The organism is Commensalibacter sp. A3DC (genome assembly GCF_047307945.1).
GTDB lineage: Bacteria > Pseudomonadota > Alphaproteobacteria > Acetobacterales > Acetobacteraceae > Commensalibacter > Commensalibacter melissae.
The window spans coordinates 26442-48440 of sequence record NZ_JAXOQA010000004.1 but is presented as its reverse complement, the minus strand read 5'-3'; the positions used below and the strand labels follow the sequence as shown (position 1 = coordinate 48440).

Below are 21999 nucleotides of genomic sequence, written 5' to 3'. Positions count from 1 at the left end.
CTCCTTTTAGAACGAGAGCCCGCCCTCACGGGCAGCCTCAGCAAGCGCTTTTACACGCCCATGATAAATATAGGAGCCACGATCAAATACGACCTGTTCCAATCCTGCTGCCTTTGCACGCTCAGCAATCAACTTGCCTACGACACGAGCAGCATTAATATCAGCTCCAGTTTTAATTTGTTCTTTAGCCGCTGCATCCAAAGTTGAAGCAGCAACTAAAGTCTTACCAGCCATATCGTCAATAACTTGAGCATAAATATTTTTGCTTGAACGGAAAACCGAAAGACGTGGACGCCCGTTTCCTTTCTGACGAAGCTGATAACGCAACCGTCTGCGACGGCGCGTTTGTAATTCACGTTGCATACCCATTATTTTTTCTTGCCTTCTTTGCGACGTATAATCTCATCTTCATAACGAACACCTTTACCTTTATAAGGTTCAGGTTTTCTAAAATTACGTATATCCAGTGCGATTTGACCAACACGTTGTTTATCATTACCTTCAACAACGATTGCCGTTGGACGTGGCGTTGTAATTTTAATATCAGATGGAATTGGATAAACAACATCGTGTGAATAACCAAGATTCATAACAAGATTTGAACCTTGAACAGCGGCACGAAACCCAGTTCCCGTGATTTCCAGGGCCTTGGTATAACCTTCGGAAACACCTTTGACCATATTCGCAATTAATGCTCTGGTAGTGCCCCACATTGTTCTTGCGGCAACACCATCATCTTTTGGCTTAACAGTAACCTGATTATCTTCAATAACAGTTTCAATATGTTCAGATATAGGCAGAGACAATTCGCCTCTTTTACCTTTGACAACAATTTTACCGTCTTTCAGAGAAACTTGTACCCCTTGCGGAATCTGCACGGGATTTTTGCCTACACGTGACATTGATCCCTCCTCTTAGAATACACGACAGAGCACTTCACCACCAACATTGGCGGCACGTGCTTCAATATCAGATAAAACACCCTGAGGTGTTGACAAAATGGATACCCCAAGGCCACCATAAACACGTGGTAATTCTTTAATTTTAGAATAAACGCGACGACCTGGTTTAGATACTCTCTGAATTTCTTTAATAACAGGAGCACCTTCAGAATACTTCAATTCAATGCGAAGCTGGCTTATTCCCTTGCGAAGCTCTTCTTTCTTATATCCGCGAATATAACCTTCACGCTTTAATGCTTCCAAAACATTAACTCTCAAATTAGAAGCGGGAACCACACAAAATGAATGACGAGCTGATTGTGCATTACGTATACGGGTGAGCATATCACCCAATGGATCAGATAATGACATCTATATATCCCTTACCAGCTTGATTTAACCATACCAGGGATTTGCCCGGTAGATGCCAATTCACGCAATGCGATACGGCAAAGTTCAAATTTACGGTAATTCCCACGAGAGCGACCAGTTAGTTTACAACGCAAACGCACTCTTACTCGTGAACCATTACGAGGAAGTTTAGCCAATTTCAAAGATGCATCAAAACGATCTTCAACTGGTAAACTTCTATCCATTACAATATTTTTTAACGCAATGCGTTTTGCTTTATCACGTGCGGACATACGTGCACGCTTCGCATTACGATAAATGGCTGAAGTTTTTGCCATGTTTAATTTTACCCTCCGGAACCTGTCGACTATATCGACCGTTTTCCAAAAAAAACAAATTTGCAAGGTAATGTATCACCTTGCAGCGAAAGAACAATTTCCTATCCAATAAATGGAAGGGAAAATGCTTTTAACAAAGCCTTGGCTTCGTTATTGGTCTTGGCTGTTGTTACAAACACAATATCCATACCACGTACTTCGTCTACTTTATCGTAAACGATTTCAGGAAATACAATCTGTTCTTTCAAACCCATTGCAAAATTTCCACGACCATCAAATCCTTTGTTTGCCGGCAACCCTCTAAAATCACGAACACGCGGTAAAGCGATTGTAACCAAACGATCCAGAAATTCATACATACGGTTTTTACGTAATGTAACTTTACATCCAATGGGTAAACCAGCACGAATTTTAAATCCAGCAATCGCTTTCTTAGTAAGTGTTTTAACGGCTTTTTGACCGGCAATCAAGGTCATTTCTTCCGTGGCAGCATCCAGTTTCTTTTGATCGCCTGCCGCTTCTCCAACACCCATGTTTAAAACAATTTTTTCAAGACGCGGAATCTGCATCTCGTTTTTGTAATTGAATTGTTCACGTAACTTTTTACGCAATTCATTTTTGTAAAGCGTGTAAAGGCGTGCTTCAGAGCGAACTTGACTATTTTCTGACATATCCACCTCTCTTAACCTTCGATCACTTCACCGGTGGCTTTGGCAACACGAACCTTACGACCGTCTTCCAAAACCCTAAATCCAACACGAGTAGGTTTCCCTGATTTTGGATCTACCAATTTAAGATTTGACAAGTGAATAGCCTTTTCACGCTCAACAATGCCACCAGCATCACCCATGCGGGTTGGTTTCTTATGATGTTTGGCAACCGCCACACCACGAACCACTGCCTTATTTTCAACAGGGGAAATTGACAGGACTTCACCCTGCACACCTTTCTGAGGCCCTGTAATAACGATTACTTGATCGCCTTTTTTAATACGTGCTGCCATTATAAAACCTCCGGAGCTAAGGAGATAATTTTCATGAATTGACGTGCACGCAATTCCCTTACTACCGGGCCGAAAATACGTGTGCCAATTGGTTCGTTTTGTTTATTTATCAATACAGCAGCATTTTTATCAAAACGTATTGAGGTTCCATCAGGACGACGAACAGGATAGCTTGTTCTGACAATCACAGCTTGATGGACATCACCTTTTTTTACTTTGCCACGAGGAATAGCCTCTTTGACAGAAACGACGATCACGTCGCCGACCGAAGCGGTTTTCCGCTTTGAACCGCCCAGTACCTTAATGCACTGCACCTCTCTTGCACCTGAATTATCAGCCACAGTTAGGTTGGTCTCGGGATGGATCATAGTTAAGCCTCCCTTAAGCTTCTATGCTGGATACTTGCTCAGCCGCACCAAGAGGTGCACCGTTGCGAGAAATCACAGTCCATGTTTTCCTTTTTGAAATCGGAGGAGATTCAATGATACGAACCATATCTCCAATTTGACACTCATTTAATTCGTCATGCGCCGCATATTTTTTCGAACGACGAATGAATTTTTTATAAAGCGGGTGCATAACGCGACGAACAACCAAAACAGAAACTGTTTTGTCCATTTTATCGCTTGTCACCCGACCGGTTAGAACGCGCCTTGGCATCGCCCATTAACTCCTCAGGACTTGCCGGCAGATGCGGCAGCACCTGCGGCGTTTTTGTTAACTTCAGTCATAATGGTCTTAATCCGTGCAATATCTCGACGGATTACCCCAATTCGACCCACACCCTCATTTTGACCAGTCGCACGTTGGAAACGTAAATTAAATTGTTCACGTCGCAAATCAATTAACAACGTCTTTAATTCGTCTACCGTTTTAGCGCGCAGATCAGCTGGCTTATTTGCCTTTGCCATTCTAGGCCTCTCCTATACGGGTTACAAATTTCGTTTTAATTGGCAGCTTCGCAGCACCGAGCGTTAACGCCTCTTTTGCAATTTCGGGACTTACACCTTCAATCTCAAATAGGATACGACCTGGTTTGATACGAGCAACCCAATATTCAGGAGACCCTTTTCCAGATCCCATACGAACTTCTGCTGGTTTACTAGAGACAGGAAGGTCTGGAAAAACTCTAATCCACACACGTCCCATACGTTTCATCGCACGTGTAATCGCACGACGAGACGCTTCAATTTGACGGGCTGTAATACGTTCTGGCTGCAGTGCTTTCAAACCATAGGTTCCAAAATTAAGCTCTGTCCCACCTTTAGCCATTCCGTGAATACGGCCTTTATGAGCTTTGCGGAATTTAGTCCGCCGCGGAGATAGCATTATTTAAAATCCTCATGCGTTGTAATAGCCTTATTAATAACTATTATGCTCCAATTAATCAATTACCTTTGTGGTGCCTGATCAGCAGCACGGCGATCCTGGGCCAATGGATCATGGGCCATGATTTCGCCCTTAAAAATCCAAACCTTTACACCACATTTCCCATAGGTTGTATGAGCTGCGGCAACACCATAATCAATATCTGCTCTTAAAGTATGCAAGGGAACGCGTCCTTCACGATACCATTCGATGCGTGCAATTTCAGCACCGCCAAGACGACCACTGCAATTGATACGAATTCCTTGCGCACCTAAACGCATTGCTGACTGCACTGCTCTTTTCATAGCACGACGAAACGCCACACGTCTTTCCAGCTGCTGGGCAATATTTTCAGCAACAAGTGTCGCATCAATTTCTGGTTTACGTATTTCAACAATATTCAATGCAACCTCTGCACCGGCCATTGATGTTAATTCTTTACGTAAGCTATCAATATCCTGACCTTTTTTACCAATAACGATTCCGGGGCGCGCCGCATAAATCGTTACACGAGGCTTTTTAGCTGGTCGTTCAATAACAACCCTGGAAACACCCGCACCTGCAAGTTTCTTGCGTAAATGGTCACGAAGTTTGAAATCTTCAAATAATAATTTGGTATAATCATTATCTGCATACCAACGACTATCCCAAGTACGATTGATACCCAAACGCAACCCAATTGGATTAACTTTTTGACCCATATTATGCTGCCTTTCCTTCAGAAGAATCGTTTTCGTCACGCTCAGCAACGACAATCTTCAAATGACTAAAGAATTTCTGAATTTGCGCTGAACGTCCACGACCCCTGGCATGAAAACGACGCATAACCATCGCTTTACCTACCTCTGCCTTGGATACAACCAAACGGTCTACATCAAGTTGATGATTGTTTTCCGCATTTGCAATCGCGCTTTCCAGAACTGTTTTAACTTCTTTAGCAATTCTTCTTTTAGAAAAGGTTAATTTTGCCAAAGCAGTGGATGCAGGTTGATTACGAATCAATCCAGCAACAAGATTTAGTTTTCGTGGACTTACACGAATATTACGTCCAATTGCCTGAGCTTCGGTTTCAGCGAGTGCACGATCATGTTTTGGTTTGCTCATATCCTAGCCCCGCTTTACTTTTTTGTCTGCTGCATGACCATTGAATGTACGGGTTGGAGAAAATTCACCGAATTTATGACCTACCATATTTTCACTGACCTGCACTGGTAAAAATTTATGGCCGTTGTAAACACCAAAAACCAAACCAACAAACTGCGGCAAAATGGTGGAACGGCGTGACCAAATTTTGATTACATCGTTACGACCTGAAGCGCGTGCGGTTTCAGCTTTCTTAAGTAAATACCCGTCTACAAACGGGCCTTTCCAGACGGATCTTGCCATCTCTATTTGCCCCTTTTATTTGCCTGTCTTACGGCGACGGATAATCAAGCTGTCCGTACGCTTATTGACTCTTGTTTTATAACCTTTAGTTGGTTTACCCCATGGTGTCACAGGATGACGACCACCAGAAGTACGACCTTCACCACCACCATGAGGATGGTCAACCGGGTTCATGACAACACCACGGTTGTGTGGACGACGGCCTAACCAACGGCTACGTCCCGCCTTACCAAAATGCTGGTTCATGTTATCTGGATTGGATACGGCACCAACTGTTGCCATACATTCACCACGTACCAAACGCAATTCATTCGACTGCAGTTTGATTTGTGCATATCCAGCATCCTTACCAACCAACTGAGCGTAAGTTCCAGCTGAACGAACCAGTTTTCCGCCAGCTCCTTCTTTTAATTCAATATTGTGAATAATGGTTCCTACAGGGATAGCTGCTAAAGGCATTGCATTTCCAGGTTTAACATCTACACGCTGACCTGCGATTACAACATCTCCAGCTTTTAATCTTTGAGGTGCCAGAATATAAGATAACTCACCGTCTTCATATTTGATCAACGCGATAAAAGCAGTTCGATTGGGATCATATTCTAACCGTTCAACAGTTGCAGGCATATCATATTTACGTCTTTTAAAATCGACATAACGATATGACTGTTTATGCCCACCCCCAATAAAACGAGAGGTAATTCGACCATTATTATTACGTCCACCCGTCTTGTTCTTACCTTCGGTAAGCGTCTTGACAGGTTTACCTTTCCAAAGCTCCTTACGGTCAATTAGAACCGTGCCACGAAGACTTGGAGTAACTGGTTTAAAGTGCTTAAGTGCCATTAATTCCTACCTCACACTTATGACAACTTGGTTGTCAAATCAATTGACTGACCTTCAGCAAGTTGAACAAAAGCTTTTTTAACATCAGAACGACGCCCTAACCGACCTCGAAATCTTTTTGTCTTACCTTTTAAAATCAGCGTATTAACACCCAACACTTTCACACCGAACAAAGTTTCAATCGCAACTTTGATCTGAGGCTTAGTAGCGTTTGATGCAACTTTAAACGCAATTTGATTTTTTTCAGACAAAAAGGTTGCCTTTTCAGTAATCAAGGGTGCGCGAATAATGTTAAACATCGCTTCACGAGACATTTTTTCCGCCTTTTGGCGAATTGAAAGAATATTCGTCATACCAGGCGCTCCTTTAACCCATCAACTGCTGCGCGCGTAATAGCCAAAATGTCATGATTTAAAATGTCATAAACATTTGCACCAATTGTTGGAAGAATATCTACTGAAGCGATATTTCTTACTGCACGTCCAAAATTCTCATCAATATTTGCATCAATAATTAAAGTTGAATTCCAGCCCAACACTTTTAATTTTGCAGCTAATTCAGATGTTTTTGCAGTATTATTGGCTTCGTCAATAACGACCAACTTACCTTCTGCCAATTTCTGTGATAAAGCAGAAATAAGACCAAGACGCCTTACTTTCTTTGGCAAATCATACCCATGATCACGCACTACTGGACCATGAACAATGCCACCGGTACGAAACTGCGGTCCACGTAACGAACCTTGACGCGCATTACCTGTACCTTTTTGCCGATAAGGTTTTTTTGTTGTTCCAGAAACTTCACCACGCCCCTTAATCTTATGATTGCCAGAACGACGTTTAGCAAGCTGCCAATGCACAACTCTTGCCATAATATCTTGACGGGGTTCAATACCGAAAATTTCATCTGGAAGCGTAATATTGCCAGCACTTCCATTATCGAAGGTTTTGATTTCTACATCCATAGTGTTCAACCTTCCTCAGCAACCATTGCCAATGCTGCCGGAAATGGTGCATCAGCATGACGAGGCTTTTTGATCGCATCACGCAAGAGAACAAACCCGTTTTTCGCACCAGGCACTGCACCTTTAATCATGATCAAATTTTTCTCTACATCTACAGCAGCAACCTCAAGATTCTGCGTCGTTACACGCTCACTACCTAAATGGCCTGCCATCTTCTTATTTTTAAATGTTTTACCGGGGTCTTGTCTATTCCCTGTGGAACCATGCGAACGATGACTAATTGAAACACCATGAGTTGCTTCCAACCCCTTGAAATTCCAACGTTTCATTCCACCTGCAAATCCCTTACCTTTACTGGTCCCAGTTACGTCCACCTTTTGTCCTACAACAAAATGAGCGGCAGTCAATCTTGCCCCCGCCTCAACAACAGCGTCTTCCGTAACACGAAATTCTACAAGTTTCTGTTTTGGTTCAACTTTTACCCGTGCAAAATGACCACGATTAGGCTTGCTAACATTTTTTACCTTAGCTTTACCATACCCCAATTGAAGGGCTGTGTATCCATCACGTTCATTTGTACGAGCATCAACTACTTGTACTTCATCCAAGTACAATACAGTGACTGGCACATGAGTGCCGTCCTCTTTAAATAGTCGGGTCATTCCCAACTTTTTTGCGATCAATCCTGTACGCATCGTCTGGACCTTATAGCTTAATCTCGACATCAACGCCAGCGGCGAGGTCAAGTTTCATGAGAGCGTCCACGGTCTGCGGGTTGGGCTCAACAATATCTAACAAACGCCGGTGCGTTCTGATTTCGAACTGCTCACGACTCTTCTTATCAATATGGGGTGAGCGGTTAACTGTAAACCGCTCAATGTGCGTTGGCAACGGGATTGGCCCCCTTACCTGTGCCCCCGTACGCTTCGCTGTATTTACGATTTCACGAGTGCTATTATCCAACACACGATAATCGTAAGCTTTAAGGCGAATACGGATGTTTTGGCTTTCCATTTATTTCTGCCTACAAAAACGAATCCTTTTCGGATCCAAGAACAACAAGATTCCCAGCCGCAAAAACAGCTGGGAATCCAAACTAATTAGCCGAGACTATTCGGTAATTTTGGAAACTACACCAGCCCCAACAGTACGTCCACCTTCGCGAATAGCGAATCGCAGACCTTCATCCATGGCAATAGGAGCAATCAATTCAACATCCATTGCCGCATTATCACCAGGCATCACCATTTCCACACCTTCTGGAAGATGTACAACACCAGTTACGTCAGTTGTACGGAAATAGAATTGTGGACGGTAATTGGTAAAGAATGGAGTATGACGCCCACCTTCTTCTTTTGTAAGAATATAAGCTTCCGCCTTGAATTTGTTATGTGGCTTAATGGTTCCTGGTTTAGCCAGAACTTGACCACGTTCAACATCTTCACGTTTTGTTCCACGAAGAAGCGCACCGATATTGTCACCCGCTTCACCACGGTCAAGCAATTTGCGGAACATTTCAACACCGGTAACCGTTGTTTTTGTTGTTGGATGAATACCAACAATTTCAACTTCTTCACCAACAGTGATTTCACCACGTTCCACACGTCCGGTGACAACCGTACCACGTCCAGAAATAGAGAAAACATCCTCAATTGGCATCAAGAATGGACGATCAATTGGACGTTCTGGCTGCGGGATATATTCATCAACAGCATTCATCAGGTCAAGAATACGGTTTTTACCCAATTCTGGATCACCGTCTTCAAGAGCAACCAAAGCTGATCCTTTGATAATGGGAATATCATCTCCAGGAAATTCATACGAAGAAAGTAATTCACGAATTTCCATTTCAACAAGCTCAAGAAGTTCAGGGTCATCAACTTGGTCACATTTATTCATGAATACGACCAGTGCTGGAACGCCAACCTGACGAGCCAAAAGAATATGTTCACGAGTCTGTGGCATAGGACCGTCAGCAGCTGAAACAACCAGGATAGCACCATCCATCTGTGCCGCACCTGTGATCATGTTTTTAACATAGTCAGCGTGACCAGGACAGTCAACATGAGCATAGTGACGTTTGTCTGTTTCATACTCAACGTGTGCTGTTGAAATAGTAATACCACGGGCACGTTCTTCAGGTGCCTTATCGATCATGTCATAGGCAGTAAAATCCGCACCGCCTTTTTCCGCCAAAACTTTCGTTATAGCAGCTGTTAATGTTGTTTTACCATGATCAACGTGACCAATAGTTCCAATGTTACAGTGCGGTTTATTCCGCTCAAATTTAGCCTTTGCCATTGTCTCTCTCCGTTAACTCGGTTTTTACCAAGAAATTCGGTTAAAATAAATTAAGTTCAAACTTATACTTACCAGCGATAATGACTGAATGCTTTATTTGCTTCAGCCATACGGTGAGTATCCTCGCGCTTTTTAACAGCCGCTCCACGATTATTGATAGCGTCATGCAATTCGTTTGACAATCTTTCTTGCATAGTATTTTCGCCACGTTTGCGGGAAGCGTCAATTAACCAGCGAATTGCTAATGCCTGACGACGGTCAGCACGAACTTCTACAGGCACCTGGTACGTTGCACCACCTACACGGCGTGAACGAACTTCAACGGCTGGCTTAACATTATCCAAAGCTTCGTGAAACAGGTTTACAGGGTCCGCTGATTCACCGCCACGGGCGCGTAGAGATTCCAATGCACCATAAACGATTTTTTCAGCAATAGATTTTTTACCATCATACATCAACGCATTCATGAAACGCGTGATGACCACATCACCAAACTTAGGATCGGGAAGTATCTCACGCTTTACTGCGCGGTGTCGGCGACTCATGCCTTTTAATTCCTCTTATTTTGGACGTTTAGCACCATACAAAGAACGACGTTGACGTCGCTTTGCGATTCCTTGTGTATCCAGAACACCACGTAAAATATGATAACGCACGCCTGGCAAATCCTTAACACGTCCACCACGTATTAAGACCACACTATGTTCTTGCAAGTTATGACCTTCACCAGGAATATAACTCACCACCTCATAACCGTTCGTCAGACGTACCTTTGCAACTTTACGCAATGCTGAGTTTGGCTTTTTAGGTGTTGTTGTATAAACACGAGTACATACCCCTCGTTTTTGCGGGCATCCCTGCAAAGCAGGAACCTTATTGCGCTTGGCAGCAGGTTCGCGGCCTTTAGCGATTAATTGGTTAATGGTCGGCATTCGCCTTTCCCGATCCTTACTATTTCTAGGTCAAGCAACGCAATATTGTTACTCGACGGTCATTACAACAATTAACATTTAATTAAATAAATGCCACTAAAGTTGGCATAAAAATAAAACCATATACCTTATAAACGATGTTTTATCTAATGTGCCATAAATTTATTCAACAGATAACGATGCTTTTTAACAAGACCCTTGTTAAATTGCAAGCTATTTTTAAAACAGCTTAAAATTGAACTAAGTATCCTTGTAAAAAAACATTTTATTTTTGCCAAAAGACAAAAATGACCCGTATTTTAACTTATTAAATGGGTAGTAATACCCATTTAATAAAACTGAAAACGAATAAAGTTATATACCTATACCTTATTCAGTGACCTGAGTCACGTCCTTTATTTCATTATTTTCTGATGTAACAGAAGAAAGTTCAATTTCCGCTTCATCATTCATCTTATTTGCATCCAGAATTCGCTGTCTATCTCTTGAATAGGCCATGGCACGGAATCTGTTCATGACACTACCCGTTCCTGCAGGAACAAGACGTCCGACGATTACATTCTCCTTTAATCCCATCAAGGTATCAACCTTTCCCGCAGATGCTGCCTCTGTCAATACACGGGTTGTTTCCTGGAAGGACGCCGCTGAAATAAAGGATTTGGTTTGTAACGCAGCTTTGGTGATACCCTGTAAAACTGGTGAACCAGTTGCCGGACGCTCGTTGGCGTTCATCCGTTTGATATTTTCTTGTTCAAATTCCAAGCGATCTACAGTTTCACCAATTAAATAAGTCGTATCACCTGGATCCGTCACCTCAATCTTTTGCAGCATTTGACGAACGATCACTTCAATATGTTTATCATTGATCTTCACGCCCTGAAGACGATAAACACTCTGAATTTCATCAATCAGATAATCCGACAAGGCTTCAATTCCAAGAACCTTTAAAATATCATGAGGAACACGGGGCCCATCAACAAGAGGGTCGCCCTTACGAACAAAGTCACCTTCCTGTACAGAAATATGCTTTCCCTTAGGAATCAAATATTCTGTTTCTTCACCAGTATCCTCATTACATACAACGATCCGACGTTTTGCCTTATAGTCTTTTCCGAATTCAACCACACCATCATTTTCAGCAATAATCGCATGATCTTTCGGACGACGTGCCTCGAAAAGTTCAGCCACCCGTGGAAGACCCCCGGTAATATCACGCGTCTTGGAACCTTCTCTTGGAATACGGGCCAAGACATCACCGGCATTAACCTGCGCCCCATTTTCCACAGAAAGCAGGGAATCTGGAGACAAGAAGTAACGTGCGTCGTTACCGTTCCCCAACTTCATGACTTCCCCATTTGAATCCTTTAACTGCAAGCGTGGTCTCAAATCACGAGATTTACTTGTTTGCTTATAGTCAACAACAACTTTTGAAGAAAGCCCCGTGACTTCATCCATCCGTTCAACCAGTGTAATACCTTCAATCAGATCCTGATACTCAATTGTACCTGATTTTTCAGTAATAATAGGTAGGGTATATGGATCCCATTCTGCCATTTTCTGATGACGCTTGACATTCGATCCATTTTTAACAAGCAAACGTGCACCATAAGGAATACGATAATGAGCGCGTTCAATTCCATTATCATCCAACAGGATAATTTCACAGTTTCTGGACATGACAATGTCAAATCCCTGACTGTTTTGAACAACATTCAGATTTACAATCTTGATCTTGCCATCGCGGGAGGATTCAACCATAGATTGTTCTGCACCTTTTTGTGCTGCACCGCCAATATGGAATGTACGCATTGTCAGCTGAGTCCCGGGCTCACCAATTGACTGAGCAGCAATAACACCGACAGCCTCTCCTATATTAACAGGAGTTCCGCGAGCAAGATCACGACCATAACAATGAGCGCATACGCCAACCTGACTGTCACAGGTTAAAACAGAACGAATCATCACACTTTCAACATTGGCCTTTTCGATCGCCTCAACCTCGGCCTCCTCCAAAAGCGTGTTACGAGGATAAAGAATTTTACCAGTTGCTGGATCCGTTACATCTGCCGCCAATGTACGTCCAAGAATACGTTCTGCCAGTGAAGAAATAACCTCACCACCATCCATTACCGCACGAACAACCAATCCGCGTTCTGTTCCACAATCTGGCTCAACAATAATGCAATCCTGAGCAACGTCAACCAGACGACGAGTAAGATATCCAGAGTTTGCGGTTTTCAGGGCCGTATCAGCCAATCCTTTACGTGCACCATGAGTCGACGTAAAATAATCAAGAACAGAAAGACCTTCCTTGAAATTGGCAATAATAGGTTGTTCAATAATTTCACCTGACGGTTTCGCCATCAGACCACGCATACCGGCCAACTGCTTCATCTGGGCTGGGGACCCACGAGCTCCAGAATGACTCATCATCCAGACAGAATTGATGGGTTGGCCAGGCTCTACATGCGAAATCTTTTTCATCATCGCTGCCTGAACCTCATCCGTACAACGTGACCAAGCATCAACAACCTTGTTATAACGCTCTCCTGCTGTAATCAAACCGTCCTGATATTGCTGTTCAAACTCCTTAACCTCTTCGGTTGTCTTGGCGACCAGTTCCTTTTTCGCATCAGGAATGATCATATCATCCTTACCAAAGGAAATACCAGCTTTAGCAGCGTAAGAGAATCCTAGTCCCATCATACGATCCGCAAAAATCACACATTCCTTCTGACCACAATGACGATAGACAATATCGATAATATCTGAAATTGTCTTTTTCGTTAATTGTTGATTGATCAATGAAAAATTGATTGCTGGGTGTTTTGGAAGAATCTGTGAAATCAACATTCTACCTGCGGTTGTCACTACCTTTTGATAAACTAGCTCACCATCCGCATTCTTTGTTTGAAAACGACAACGAATTTTATCGTGAAGCTTCAAGGTTCTGGATGACAATGCATGTTCAATCTCACCGATATTCGCAAAAAGAGGTGCACCCTTTTTAATAAGATGACCTTCAGAATCATATTCGGATTGATCTGGAGTTAATTTAAATTCAGGAATTTCCAGACTTAGATAATACAGCCCCAATACAATATCCTGAGATGGAACAATAATAGGCTTACCACTAGCAGGACTAAGAATATTATTTGTGGACATCATCAAAACACGTGCTTCGAGCTGCGCTTCCAAACTCAATGGCACATGAACCGCCATCTGATCACCGTCAAAATCTGCATTGAAGGCAGTACATACCAATGGATGCAACTGAATCGCTTTACCCTCAATCAAAACAGGCTCGAAAGCTTGAATACCCAAGCGGTGTAAAGTTGGTGCGCGGTTAAGCATGACAGGATGTTCACGAATAACCTCTTCAATAATATCCCAAACTTCTGGACGTTCTTTCTCAACCATGCGCTTAGCTGCCTTAATAGTCGTCGCATGCCCATATTTTTCAAGCTTGGAATATATAAATGGCTTGAACAATTCCAATGCCATTTTTTTAGGCAAACCGCATTGATGCAATTTCAATTCAGGACCAACCACAATCACTGAACGTCCAGAATAATCCACACGTTTACCAAGCAAGTTCTGACGGAAACGTCCCTGTTTTCCTTTAAGCATATCCGCCAAGGATTTTAATGGTCGTTTATTCGCCCCTGTAATTGCCCGTCCTCTACGTCCATTATCAAACAACGCATCAACAGATTCCTGCAACATACGTTTTTCATTACGAATGATAATATCCGGTGCACGCAATTCCATTAACCGTTTCAACCGGTTATTACGGTTGATAACACGACGGTACAAATCATTGAGATCTGATGTGGCAAAACGGCCACCGTCCAATGGAACAAGCGGTCTTAATTCAGGTGGAATGACTGGTACAACACTCATGATCATCCATTCAGGACGACAACCACTTTCTGCAAAAGCTTCCACAAGTTTTAAACGTTTTACAAGCTTCTTACGTTTGACTTCAGAAGTCGTTTCTTTTAATTCGGCGCGTAATTCGACTTTTTCAACATCACAATCGATATTGACCAGAATTTTCTTAATCGCTTCCGCACCAATCCCTATTTCAATACCCTCATGCCCATATTCTTCCATGGCATCAAGATATTGATCCTCAGTCAGCAGGCTATATTGTTTTAATGGCGATGTCCCGGGTTCTAAAACAACATAATTTTCAAAATACAAAACCCTCTCGAGATCTTTCAAAGTCATATCGATCATTAATCCGATACGACTTGGAAGAGATTTCAAAAACCAAATATGTGCAACCGGGCTTGCAAGCTCAATATGCCCCATACGTTCACGACGCACTTTGGCAAGCGTAACTTCAACACCGCATTTTTCACATACTATGCCACGGAATTTCATCCGTTTATATTTACCACAAAGACATTCATAATCCTTGATCGGACCGAAAATGCGCGCACAAAACAATCCATCCCGTTCTGGTTTAAAAGTACGATAATTGATTGTCTCTGGCTTTTTCACTTCACCATAAGACCAAGACCGTATCTGTTCAGACGAGGCCAATTGAATTTTAATCTGATCAAACGTCATTGCTTGGCCAGTCTGACCAAGAATTTTCATAAGTTCATTCATTCGCCAAAAACCTTTTGGGGGGTTGAGGTATCCATAAACTGAATACCTCATTGATAATATTTAAAAAACCTAACAATCTACTTTATTCAGCACTTTGTTCAAGTTCAACATTTAAGCCAAGGGATTTTAATTCCTTCACCAGCACATTAAAGCTTTCAGGTATACCAGCCTCAAAATCGTCCTGATCTTTAACGATCGCTTCATAAACCTTAGTACGGCCTGAAACGTCATCTGATTTAACCGTAAGCATTTCCTGCAAGGTATAGGCAGCCCCATAAGCCTCCAAGGCCCATACCTCCATTTCTCCGAAACGCTGGCCACCAAATTGGGCTTTACCACCCAATGGTTGTTGCGTCACCAATGAGTAAGGACCAATAGAACGCGCATGGATTTTGTCATCAACCAGGTGATGCAACTTAAGCATGTAAATATAACCAACCGTCACTTGGCGCTCAAAAGGATCTCCCGTACGTCCATCAATCAATGTACTTTGCGCCGAAGGATTAAGCCCCGCCTCTTTCAACATGTTTTCGATATCAGGAATGCTTGCTCCATCAAACACCGGAGTCATAATCGAGACACCCTTACGAAGATCATTACAGAAATTAAGCAGTTCAGCCTCTGAAAGATTGGCTATTTTTTCATTAAACGTTTTTTCGCCATAAATCAATCTAAGGCGATCCAAAAGTTCCTGTTTCTTTTCACCAGTCTTCATATACTGATCAACAACTTGGCTGACTTGTCTACCCAGATTTGCACAGGCCCATCCCAAATGGGTTTCAAGGATCTGACCGACATTCATACGGGAAGGCACACCCAACGGATTCAACACGATATCAACAGAGGTTCCATCCTCAAGAAATGGCATGTCCTCAACTGGCACAACACGGGAAACAACACCCTTATTTCCATGACGACCGGCCATTTTATCCCCAGGCTGTAATTTTCTTTTAACGGCAATGAAAACCTTAACCATTTTCATAACACCAGGAGGAAGCTCATCACCACGCTGGATCTTATCAACCTTGTTGTTGAAACGCGCCTGAATATTGGAAACCTCACGATCAAAGTCACGTTTAATCTGTTCAATATTAGCCATTACATCATCATCGGCAACAATGATATGACGCCATGTTCCACGGGGATGTTCGGCCAACACTTCTTCTGTTAAATCCGTTCCTGATCTAATTCCCTTGAATCCTGCCCCAGCTTTCTGATTGAGAAGATTCTCTTTCAACCTGTTATAAAACGCACGTTCTTGAATGGCCAACTCATCATCACGATCCTTGCTTAACCGTTCAATTTCAGCACGTTCAATAGCCATTGCACGTTCATCTTTATCAATACCACGACGAGAGAAAACACGAACGTCAACAACGGTCCCACTTGTTCCAGGCGGTAATTTCAATGATGTATCACGAACATCAGAAGCCTTTTCACCAAAAATAGAACGTAAAAGCTTTTCTTCAGGTGTCATCGGGCTTTCGCCCTTGGGGGTGATTTTACCCACCAAGATATCACCGGGATTTACTTCAGCACCAATATACACGATACCAGCCTCATCCAGATTGCGCAGCGCTTCCTCCCCGACATTGGGGATATCCCGAGTTATTTCCTCTTGACCCAATTTTGTGTCACGTGCCATCACCTCAAATTCTTCAATATGAATAGAAGTAAACACATCATCCCGCGCAATACGTTCTGAAATCAGTATTGAATCTTCGAAATTGTAACCGTTCCATGGCATGAAGGCAACAAGAACGTTCCGGCCAAGCGCCAATTCACCAAGCTCTGTTGAAGGACCATCAGCGATAATATCGCCAGCCTTAATATGATCACCAACATAAACCAATGGACGCTGATTGATACAAGTTGACTGGTTAGAACGCGTGTATTTCCGTAAACGGTAAATATCAACACCTTGCGTTGCACCATTTTCATCCGTTGCACGGACAACAATACGAGCTCCATCAATCTGATCAACAATACCACCACGACGAGCCACAATCGTTGCTCCAGAATCTCTTGCAACTGCAGCTTCCATTCCTGTTCCAACTAATGGCGCATCTGACCGAATTAATGGAACGGCTTGACGCTGCATGTTTGATCCCATCAAGGCACGGTTTGCATCATCGTTTTCAAGGAACGGAATCAGGGCGGCGGCAACAGAAACCAATTGCTTTGGCGAAACATCACAAGCAGTAACCTCTTCTGGTTTTACCAGTTGAAAATCGCCATTTTGTCTTACAGAAACAAGATCTCCTGTCAAATGTCCATGACTATCCTGTTTGGCATCTGCCTGTGCGACGATAAGCTTTTCCTCTTCCATGGCGGAAAGATATTTCCACCCATCTTGCAACTGACCATCCTTGACCAAACGATAAGGTGTCTCAATAAACCCGTATTTGTTTACTTTTGCATACGTTGCCAAAGAATTGATCAAACCAATATTTGGACCTTCGGGCGTTTCAATCGGACAAATACGTCCATAATGTGTCGGATGAACGTCACGAACTTCAAATCCGGCACGTTCACGGGTCAGCCCGCCCGGTCCCAAAGCGGATAAACGACGTTTATGTGTAACTTCTGACAATGGGTTCGTTTGATCCATAAATTGCGATAACTGTGACGAACCAAAAAATTCACGAACAGCGGCAACAGCCGGTTTTGCATTAATAAGGTCATGCGGCATGACTGTATCAATATCAACAGAGCTCATTCTTTCACGAATGGCACGTTCCATTCTTAACAAACCAAGACGATATTGGTTTTCCATCAATTCACCCACAGAACGTACACGACGATTTCCAAGATTATCGATATCATCGACACTTCCTTGTCCATCTTTTAATTCGCACATGATTTTGATCGTCCGCAAAATATCAATTTTACGAAGTGTACGAATAGTGTCATCCCCTTCCACACCAAGACGCATATTCATTTTTACACGTCCAACAGCAGAAAGATCATAACGATCAGCATCAAAGAATAATCCGTGGAACAACGCCTCTGCCGTTTCAGCCGTTGGAGGTTCACCAGGGCGCATGACACGATAAATATCAACCAGCGCATCATCTCTGGACGTATTTTTATCAACAATCAATGTATTTCTGATCCAGGGACCGACATTATTGTCAATCGCCAGCGTTGGTATTTCTTTTAAACCAAGCTCTTCCAGCGTATCCAGTATAGCTTCGGTAATCTCTACACCAGCCTCGGCATAAATTTCACCGGTTTCTTCATTGACCAGATCATGAGCAAAATAACGTCCAAGCAAATCTTCCCGTTTAACAAGCACGTTTTTCGTTTTTTCAGCAATCTTGCGAATAAGCCTTGCAGTCAACTTGACATTTTCTTCAGCTACAATCTCACCAGTATCCGCATCAACCAAAGGAGACAGTAATTTTAAATTGCGAAAAGCATCCTGCTCAAAGGTGCGAGACCAACCATCAGCAACTTTTTTGAAAACTACTGTATTATAAAAATATGAAAGGATTTCATCATCATCCATTCCATGAACAAGAACGGAATCCACATCCCCACCCTCTTTAATTTTCGCCTCTCGCAAAGCGATCGAATTTTCACCCTCAAGAGCATACAGAAAGGTTGTAACAGGAATTTTTCTCTTTCGATCTATTCGGACGTAAATTAAATCTTTACTATCAAATTCAAAATCCAGCCAGGAACCGCGATAGGGAATTATTCTTGCCGTAAACAAAAATTTGCCTGATGAATGGGTTTTCCCACCATCATGGTCAAAAAACACCCCTGGACTGCGATGCATTTGAGATACGATTACACGTTCAGTACCGTTAATAATAAAGGTACCATTTTCTGTCATCAAAGGCATATCGCCCATATAGACAGGTTGTTCCTTAATATCACGAATAGAACGAGACCCCGTATCTTCGTCAATATCCCAAACGATCAAACGAAGAACGACCTTTAATGGTGCCGCGTAAGTCAATCCCCGCTGAAGACATTCCTCAACATCATATTTAGGTTCTTCAAATTCATAATTTACAAATTCAAGACGACCATTACCTGCAAAATCGCTGATTGGAAAAATAGATCGAAAAACCTCTTCCAAACCAGTTAATGAACGATTTTCCGGCTTTACATCTCGCTGTAGAAAAGCCTCATAACTTGCCCGTTGCACATCAATTAAATTTGGCATCGGAGCAATTTCAGGAATCCGTCCAAAATTTTTACGAATGCGCTTGCGCCCAGTGAACGATTTGCTTACCGCGTTCATCGTGTATTGTGCCCTATCGCCTGCTTCCGGATAAATTTGTCACACAAACCATCTGGATAATTATAAACTCATGATCCCAATAAGGGATCACACTCTCAACTAATCCCTAATATATAAAGGGAATACTATTTTACAATCGTTAAATATTTTTCCTTTTAACGACCAAGCAGGCGGAAACCCCTACTCACGAGTCCCGCCTTACCTTATTTTAAAGTCTAACAGCAGAAAGAAAATTTTCTACCGTTTGCTTCATAGCCTTATTTAATTTCGACTGAAGCGCCTTGTTCTTCAAGGGTCTTTTTAATTTTTTCAGCCTCATCCTTACTTACGCCTTCTTTAAGCGTTTTAGGAGCCCCCTCAACCAAATCCTTAGCTTCTTTCAAACCAAGACCTGTGATGGTGCGCACTTCTTTAATAACATTAATCTTCTTATCACCAGATTTAGCAAGAATTACATCGAATTCACTTTTTTCTTCAGCTGGAGCAGCACCACCAGCAGCTGGAGCAGCAGCAACAGCAACAGGAGCGGCAGCAGAAACACCCCATTTTTCTTCCAACATTTTAGAAAGCTCAGCAGCCTCTAATACGGTTAAAGCAGATAATTCATCAACAAGTTTAGCTAGATCAGCCATTTACATTCTTCCTATTTATATACTAATAAGTGATTTGAGATAAGTCCACTGATTATTCAGTAACTTTTTAAAGACTTAAATTTTATTAAGCCGCTTGCACATCACCTTTGTCCGCATAAGCACCAAAAACCCGTGCCAATTGACCAGCAGGAGCTTGCAATACACCAGCAATACGTGTGGCAGGTGTAGAAATAAGCCCAACCAGTTGTGCACGAAGCGCATCCAAGGATGGAAGCTCTGCAAGGGCCTTGACCTGATTCAAATCAAGTAATTGGCCACTTAACGCTCCACCAAGCACAACAAGTTTTTCATTGGTTTTGGCGAACTCGACGGCTACTTTCGCAACAGCAACTGGATCCTCTGCCCAAGCAAGAGCTGTAGGCCCAGTTAGCATTGGCGTAATGCCTTCGAATGAGGTACCTTTTGCGGCGAGGGTGACCAAGCGGTTTTTCCCAACTTTATAAGTTGCCCCAGCAGCACGCATACGACGACGCAAATCCGTAACATCAGCAACCGTTAATCCCGCATTGCGCGTAACAACGACCATTGAAGTGTTTGCGAAAACAGATGCCATGGAAGCAACAAAAGCTTGTTTTTCCGTGCGGTCCAAATCCCGTCTCCATTTTGATCAGTTAAATTTATAACTGTTCAGGTTACCATTTAGATCAATAAAATGAATTTTATTGATCCGGTTCGCCTGTCCTCAACGGAATCACTAGCATATAAATAATTTTTCAATCTATAATACCAGCCCCGTCTTCCATGCGCGGCTCTAAACCTTTAAAATCTTAAATTACGTACGGTCTTGGACAGGTTTGAGACATTTTAAAATGTCTCGACAATACTATCCCCTTATCAAAAAGGGATAATAAAACTTTTTTATTAACCAGCGTTAACGCTAGCAATATCCACTTCAATGCCAGGACCCATTGTTGAAGAAAGATAAATCTTTTTCATATAGGTACCTTTTACCCCTGTTGGGCGTGCTTTTTGCACAGTATCAACAAAAGCTCGGATATTTTCAAGAAGATTTTCAGCACTAAATGATGCCTTACCCACACCAGCATGAATGACACCGCCCTTTTCGGCACGGTATTCAACCTGACCTGATTTTGCAGCTGTTACAGCAGACTTAACATCCATTGTAACCGTTCCCAATTTGGGATTAGGCATCAAACCACGTGGACCAAGAATCTTGCCAAGACGCCCAACCAGCGCCATCATGTCAGGGGTTGCGATACAACGGTCAAAATCAACCTGACCCGCCAGCACTTTTTCCGCAAGATCTTCATCACCAACAATATCTGCGCCAGCCGCTTTAGCCTCTTCGGCTCTTTCACCCCGTGCAAAAACAGCAACACGCAAAGTTTTTCCTGTTCCATGTGGCAGTGACATTAAGCCTCGAACCATCTGATCCGCATAACGAGGATCAACACCTAGATTAATGGCAATTTCAACTGTTTCGTCAAATTTAGCCTTCGCATTACCACGAATCAATGCAACAGCATCTTTCAATGCGTAAAGCTTATTTCTTTCAATTGAAGCATAAGCTGCAGCAATACGTTTATTCTTTGCCATCTCTTAAGCCTCCTCAACCTTCAAGCCCATGGAACGTGCAGATCCCATCAACATACGAACAGCACCATCAACGTCATTCGCATTCATATCTTTCATCTTTTGCTCAGCGATTTCACGCAATTGGCTGATTTTTACTGTACCAACAGTTGCACCCTTACCAATAACAGAGGCACCTTTGGAAATTTTTGCAGCTTTCAACAAAAAATAAGTATTAGGGGGTGTTTTAGTGATGAAACTAAATGTACGATCTGCATAAGCTGTGATCACGACAGGAATAGGCATTCCTGGTTCCAGGCTTTGTGTTGCAGCATTAAACTCTTTACAAAATTGCATAATATTTAAGCCACGCTGACCTAGGGCAGGCCCAACAGGTGGGGATGGATTCGCCTTTCCAGCAGGAATTTGCAATTTAATGTAGCCAACAATCTTTTTGGCCATATCCGGGTCTCCTTAACATTAATCTACCCAGACCGCGGTTCACACG

Annotated in this window: 27 protein-coding genes; all 27 read right to left on the bottom strand. The window is 42.7% G+C overall.

The window, feature by feature from the left end; translation table 11 throughout:
- Nucleotides 1-6: 6 nt before the first annotated feature.
- The 27 genes from rplR to rplK all read right to left on the bottom strand — a co-directional run bounded on the left by rplR (nt 7) and on the right by rplK (nt 21953).
- Nucleotides 7-369, bottom strand: coding sequence for a 50S ribosomal protein L18 (gene rplR, locus U0839_RS01050; protein WP_110438390.1), 363 nt, complete (start codon nt 367-369; stop codon nt 7-9).
- Complete coding sequence (gene rplF / locus U0839_RS01045) at nt 369-902, bottom strand: 50S ribosomal protein L6 (protein ID WP_155565780.1); 534 nt, start codon at nt 900-902, stop codon at nt 369-371. The genes rplR and rplF overlap by 1 nt, the downstream gene beginning before the upstream one ends.
- 12 nt (nt 903-914) lie before the next feature.
- Nucleotides 915-1313, bottom strand: coding sequence for a 30S ribosomal protein S8 (gene rpsH, locus U0839_RS01040; RefSeq protein WP_110438392.1), 399 nt, complete (start codon nt 1311-1313; stop codon nt 915-917).
- A gap of 11 nt (nt 1314-1324) precedes the next feature.
- Nucleotides 1325-1630, bottom strand: coding sequence for a 30S ribosomal protein S14 (gene rpsN, locus U0839_RS01035; protein ID WP_110438393.1), 306 nt, complete (start codon nt 1628-1630; stop codon nt 1325-1327).
- Nucleotides 1631-1731: 101 nt separating this feature from the next.
- On the bottom strand, nt 1732-2301 hold the full coding sequence (rplE, locus tag U0839_RS01030; RefSeq protein ID WP_155565781.1) for a 50S ribosomal protein L5: 570 nt from the start codon (nt 2299-2301) through the stop codon (nt 1732-1734).
- Nucleotides 2302-2312: 11 nt separating this feature from the next.
- Complete coding sequence (rplX, locus tag U0839_RS01025; RefSeq protein WP_155565782.1) at nt 2313-2633, bottom strand: 50S ribosomal protein L24; 321 nt, start codon at nt 2631-2633, stop codon at nt 2313-2315.
- Complete coding sequence (gene rplN, locus U0839_RS01020; RefSeq protein WP_110438396.1) at nt 2633-3001, bottom strand: 50S ribosomal protein L14; 369 nt, start codon at nt 2999-3001, stop codon at nt 2633-2635. The genes rplX and rplN overlap by 1 nt, the downstream gene beginning before the upstream one ends.
- A 13-nt stretch (nt 3002-3014) precedes the next feature.
- Nucleotides 3015-3293: a 30S ribosomal protein S17 gene (gene rpsQ / locus U0839_RS01015; protein ID WP_110438397.1), complete on the bottom strand. Its 279-nt coding sequence runs from the start codon at nt 3291-3293 to the stop codon at nt 3015-3017.
- Between the two features lie 14 nt (nt 3294-3307).
- Complete coding sequence (gene rpmC / locus U0839_RS01010) at nt 3308-3544, bottom strand: 50S ribosomal protein L29 (RefSeq protein WP_110438398.1); 237 nt, start codon at nt 3542-3544, stop codon at nt 3308-3310.
- A gap of 1 nt (nt 3545) precedes the next feature.
- Complete coding sequence (gene rplP, locus U0839_RS01005; RefSeq protein WP_110438399.1) at nt 3546-3962, bottom strand: 50S ribosomal protein L16; 417 nt, start codon at nt 3960-3962, stop codon at nt 3546-3548.
- A 62-nt stretch (nt 3963-4024) separates the two neighbouring features.
- Nucleotides 4025-4702 carry a 30S ribosomal protein S3 gene (rpsC, locus tag U0839_RS01000; RefSeq protein WP_155565783.1) on the bottom strand — a complete coding sequence of 226 codons (678 nt, stop codon included), beginning with the start codon at nt 4700-4702 and terminating at the stop codon, nt 4025-4027.
- Between the two features lies 1 nt (nt 4703).
- Nucleotides 4704-5105, bottom strand: a complete 402-nt coding sequence (rplV, locus tag U0839_RS00995) for a 50S ribosomal protein L22 (protein ID WP_155565784.1) — start codon at nt 5103-5105, stop codon at nt 4704-4706.
- 3 nt (nt 5106-5108) lie between these two features.
- Nucleotides 5109-5387 (bottom strand): 30S ribosomal protein S19, encoded by a 279-nt coding sequence (rpsS, locus tag U0839_RS00990; RefSeq protein WP_110438402.1) that lies wholly within the window; start codon nt 5385-5387, stop codon nt 5109-5111.
- A gap of 15 nt (nt 5388-5402) precedes the next feature.
- A complete protein-coding gene (rplB, locus tag U0839_RS00985; RefSeq protein WP_110438403.1) occupies nt 5403-6233 on the bottom strand; it encodes a 50S ribosomal protein L2 in 831 nt (276 codons plus the stop codon).
- Nucleotides 6234-6250: 17 nt separating this feature from the next.
- Nucleotides 6251-6547, bottom strand: coding sequence for a 50S ribosomal protein L23 (locus U0839_RS00980; RefSeq protein ID WP_196424276.1), 297 nt, complete (start codon nt 6545-6547; stop codon nt 6251-6253).
- Nucleotides 6548-6582: 35 nt separating this feature from the next.
- Nucleotides 6583-7197, bottom strand: a complete 615-nt coding sequence (gene rplD / locus U0839_RS00975; RefSeq protein WP_110438405.1) for a 50S ribosomal protein L4 — start codon at nt 7195-7197, stop codon at nt 6583-6585.
- Between the two features lie 5 nt (nt 7198-7202).
- Complete coding sequence (rplC, locus tag U0839_RS00970; protein WP_155565786.1) at nt 7203-7892, bottom strand: 50S ribosomal protein L3; 690 nt, start codon at nt 7890-7892, stop codon at nt 7203-7205.
- Nucleotides 7893-7902: 10 nt separating this feature from the next.
- Nucleotides 7903-8211 carry a 30S ribosomal protein S10 gene (gene rpsJ, locus U0839_RS00965; RefSeq protein WP_110438407.1) on the bottom strand — a complete coding sequence of 103 codons (309 nt, stop codon included), beginning with the start codon at nt 8209-8211 and terminating at the stop codon, nt 7903-7905.
- A gap of 96 nt (nt 8212-8307) precedes the next feature.
- Nucleotides 8308-9498: an elongation factor Tu gene (tuf, locus tag U0839_RS00960; protein WP_110438408.1), complete on the bottom strand. Its 1191-nt coding sequence runs from the start codon at nt 9496-9498 to the stop codon at nt 8308-8310.
- 68 nt (nt 9499-9566) lie between these two features.
- Nucleotides 9567-10043, bottom strand: coding sequence for a 30S ribosomal protein S7 (gene rpsG, locus U0839_RS00955; protein WP_122123905.1), 477 nt, complete (start codon nt 10041-10043; stop codon nt 9567-9569).
- Between the two features lie 15 nt (nt 10044-10058).
- Nucleotides 10059-10430 carry a 30S ribosomal protein S12 gene (rpsL, locus tag U0839_RS00950; RefSeq protein WP_003621118.1) on the bottom strand — a complete coding sequence of 124 codons (372 nt, stop codon included), beginning with the start codon at nt 10428-10430 and terminating at the stop codon, nt 10059-10061.
- A 369-nt stretch (nt 10431-10799) separates the two neighbouring features.
- The gene (rpoC, locus tag U0839_RS00945) at nt 10800-15050 is read right to left on the bottom strand and encodes a DNA-directed RNA polymerase subunit beta' (protein WP_155565787.1); all 4251 of its coding nucleotides are present in this window, start codon (nt 15048-15050) and stop codon (nt 10800-10802) included.
- A gap of 82 nt (nt 15051-15132) precedes the next feature.
- The gene (gene rpoB, locus U0839_RS00940) at nt 15133-19305 is read right to left on the bottom strand and encodes a DNA-directed RNA polymerase subunit beta (RefSeq protein ID WP_155565788.1); all 4173 of its coding nucleotides are present in this window, start codon (nt 19303-19305) and stop codon (nt 15133-15135) included.
- 257 nt (nt 19306-19562) lie between these two features.
- The gene (rplL, locus tag U0839_RS00935) at nt 19563-19937 is read right to left on the bottom strand and encodes a 50S ribosomal protein L7/L12 (protein ID WP_155565789.1); all 375 of its coding nucleotides are present in this window, start codon (nt 19935-19937) and stop codon (nt 19563-19565) included.
- A gap of 85 nt (nt 19938-20022) precedes the next feature.
- Nucleotides 20023-20547, bottom strand: coding sequence for a 50S ribosomal protein L10 (rplJ, locus tag U0839_RS00930; RefSeq protein ID WP_155565790.1), 525 nt, complete (start codon nt 20545-20547; stop codon nt 20023-20025).
- A 272-nt stretch (nt 20548-20819) separates the two neighbouring features.
- Nucleotides 20820-21515, bottom strand: a complete 696-nt coding sequence (gene rplA, locus U0839_RS00925) for a 50S ribosomal protein L1 (RefSeq protein WP_413549879.1) — start codon at nt 21513-21515, stop codon at nt 20820-20822.
- Nucleotides 21516-21518: 3 nt separating this feature from the next.
- The gene (gene rplK / locus U0839_RS00920) at nt 21519-21953 is read right to left on the bottom strand and encodes a 50S ribosomal protein L11 (RefSeq protein WP_155565792.1); all 435 of its coding nucleotides are present in this window, start codon (nt 21951-21953) and stop codon (nt 21519-21521) included.
- Between the last annotated feature and the right edge of the window lie 46 nt (nt 21954-21999).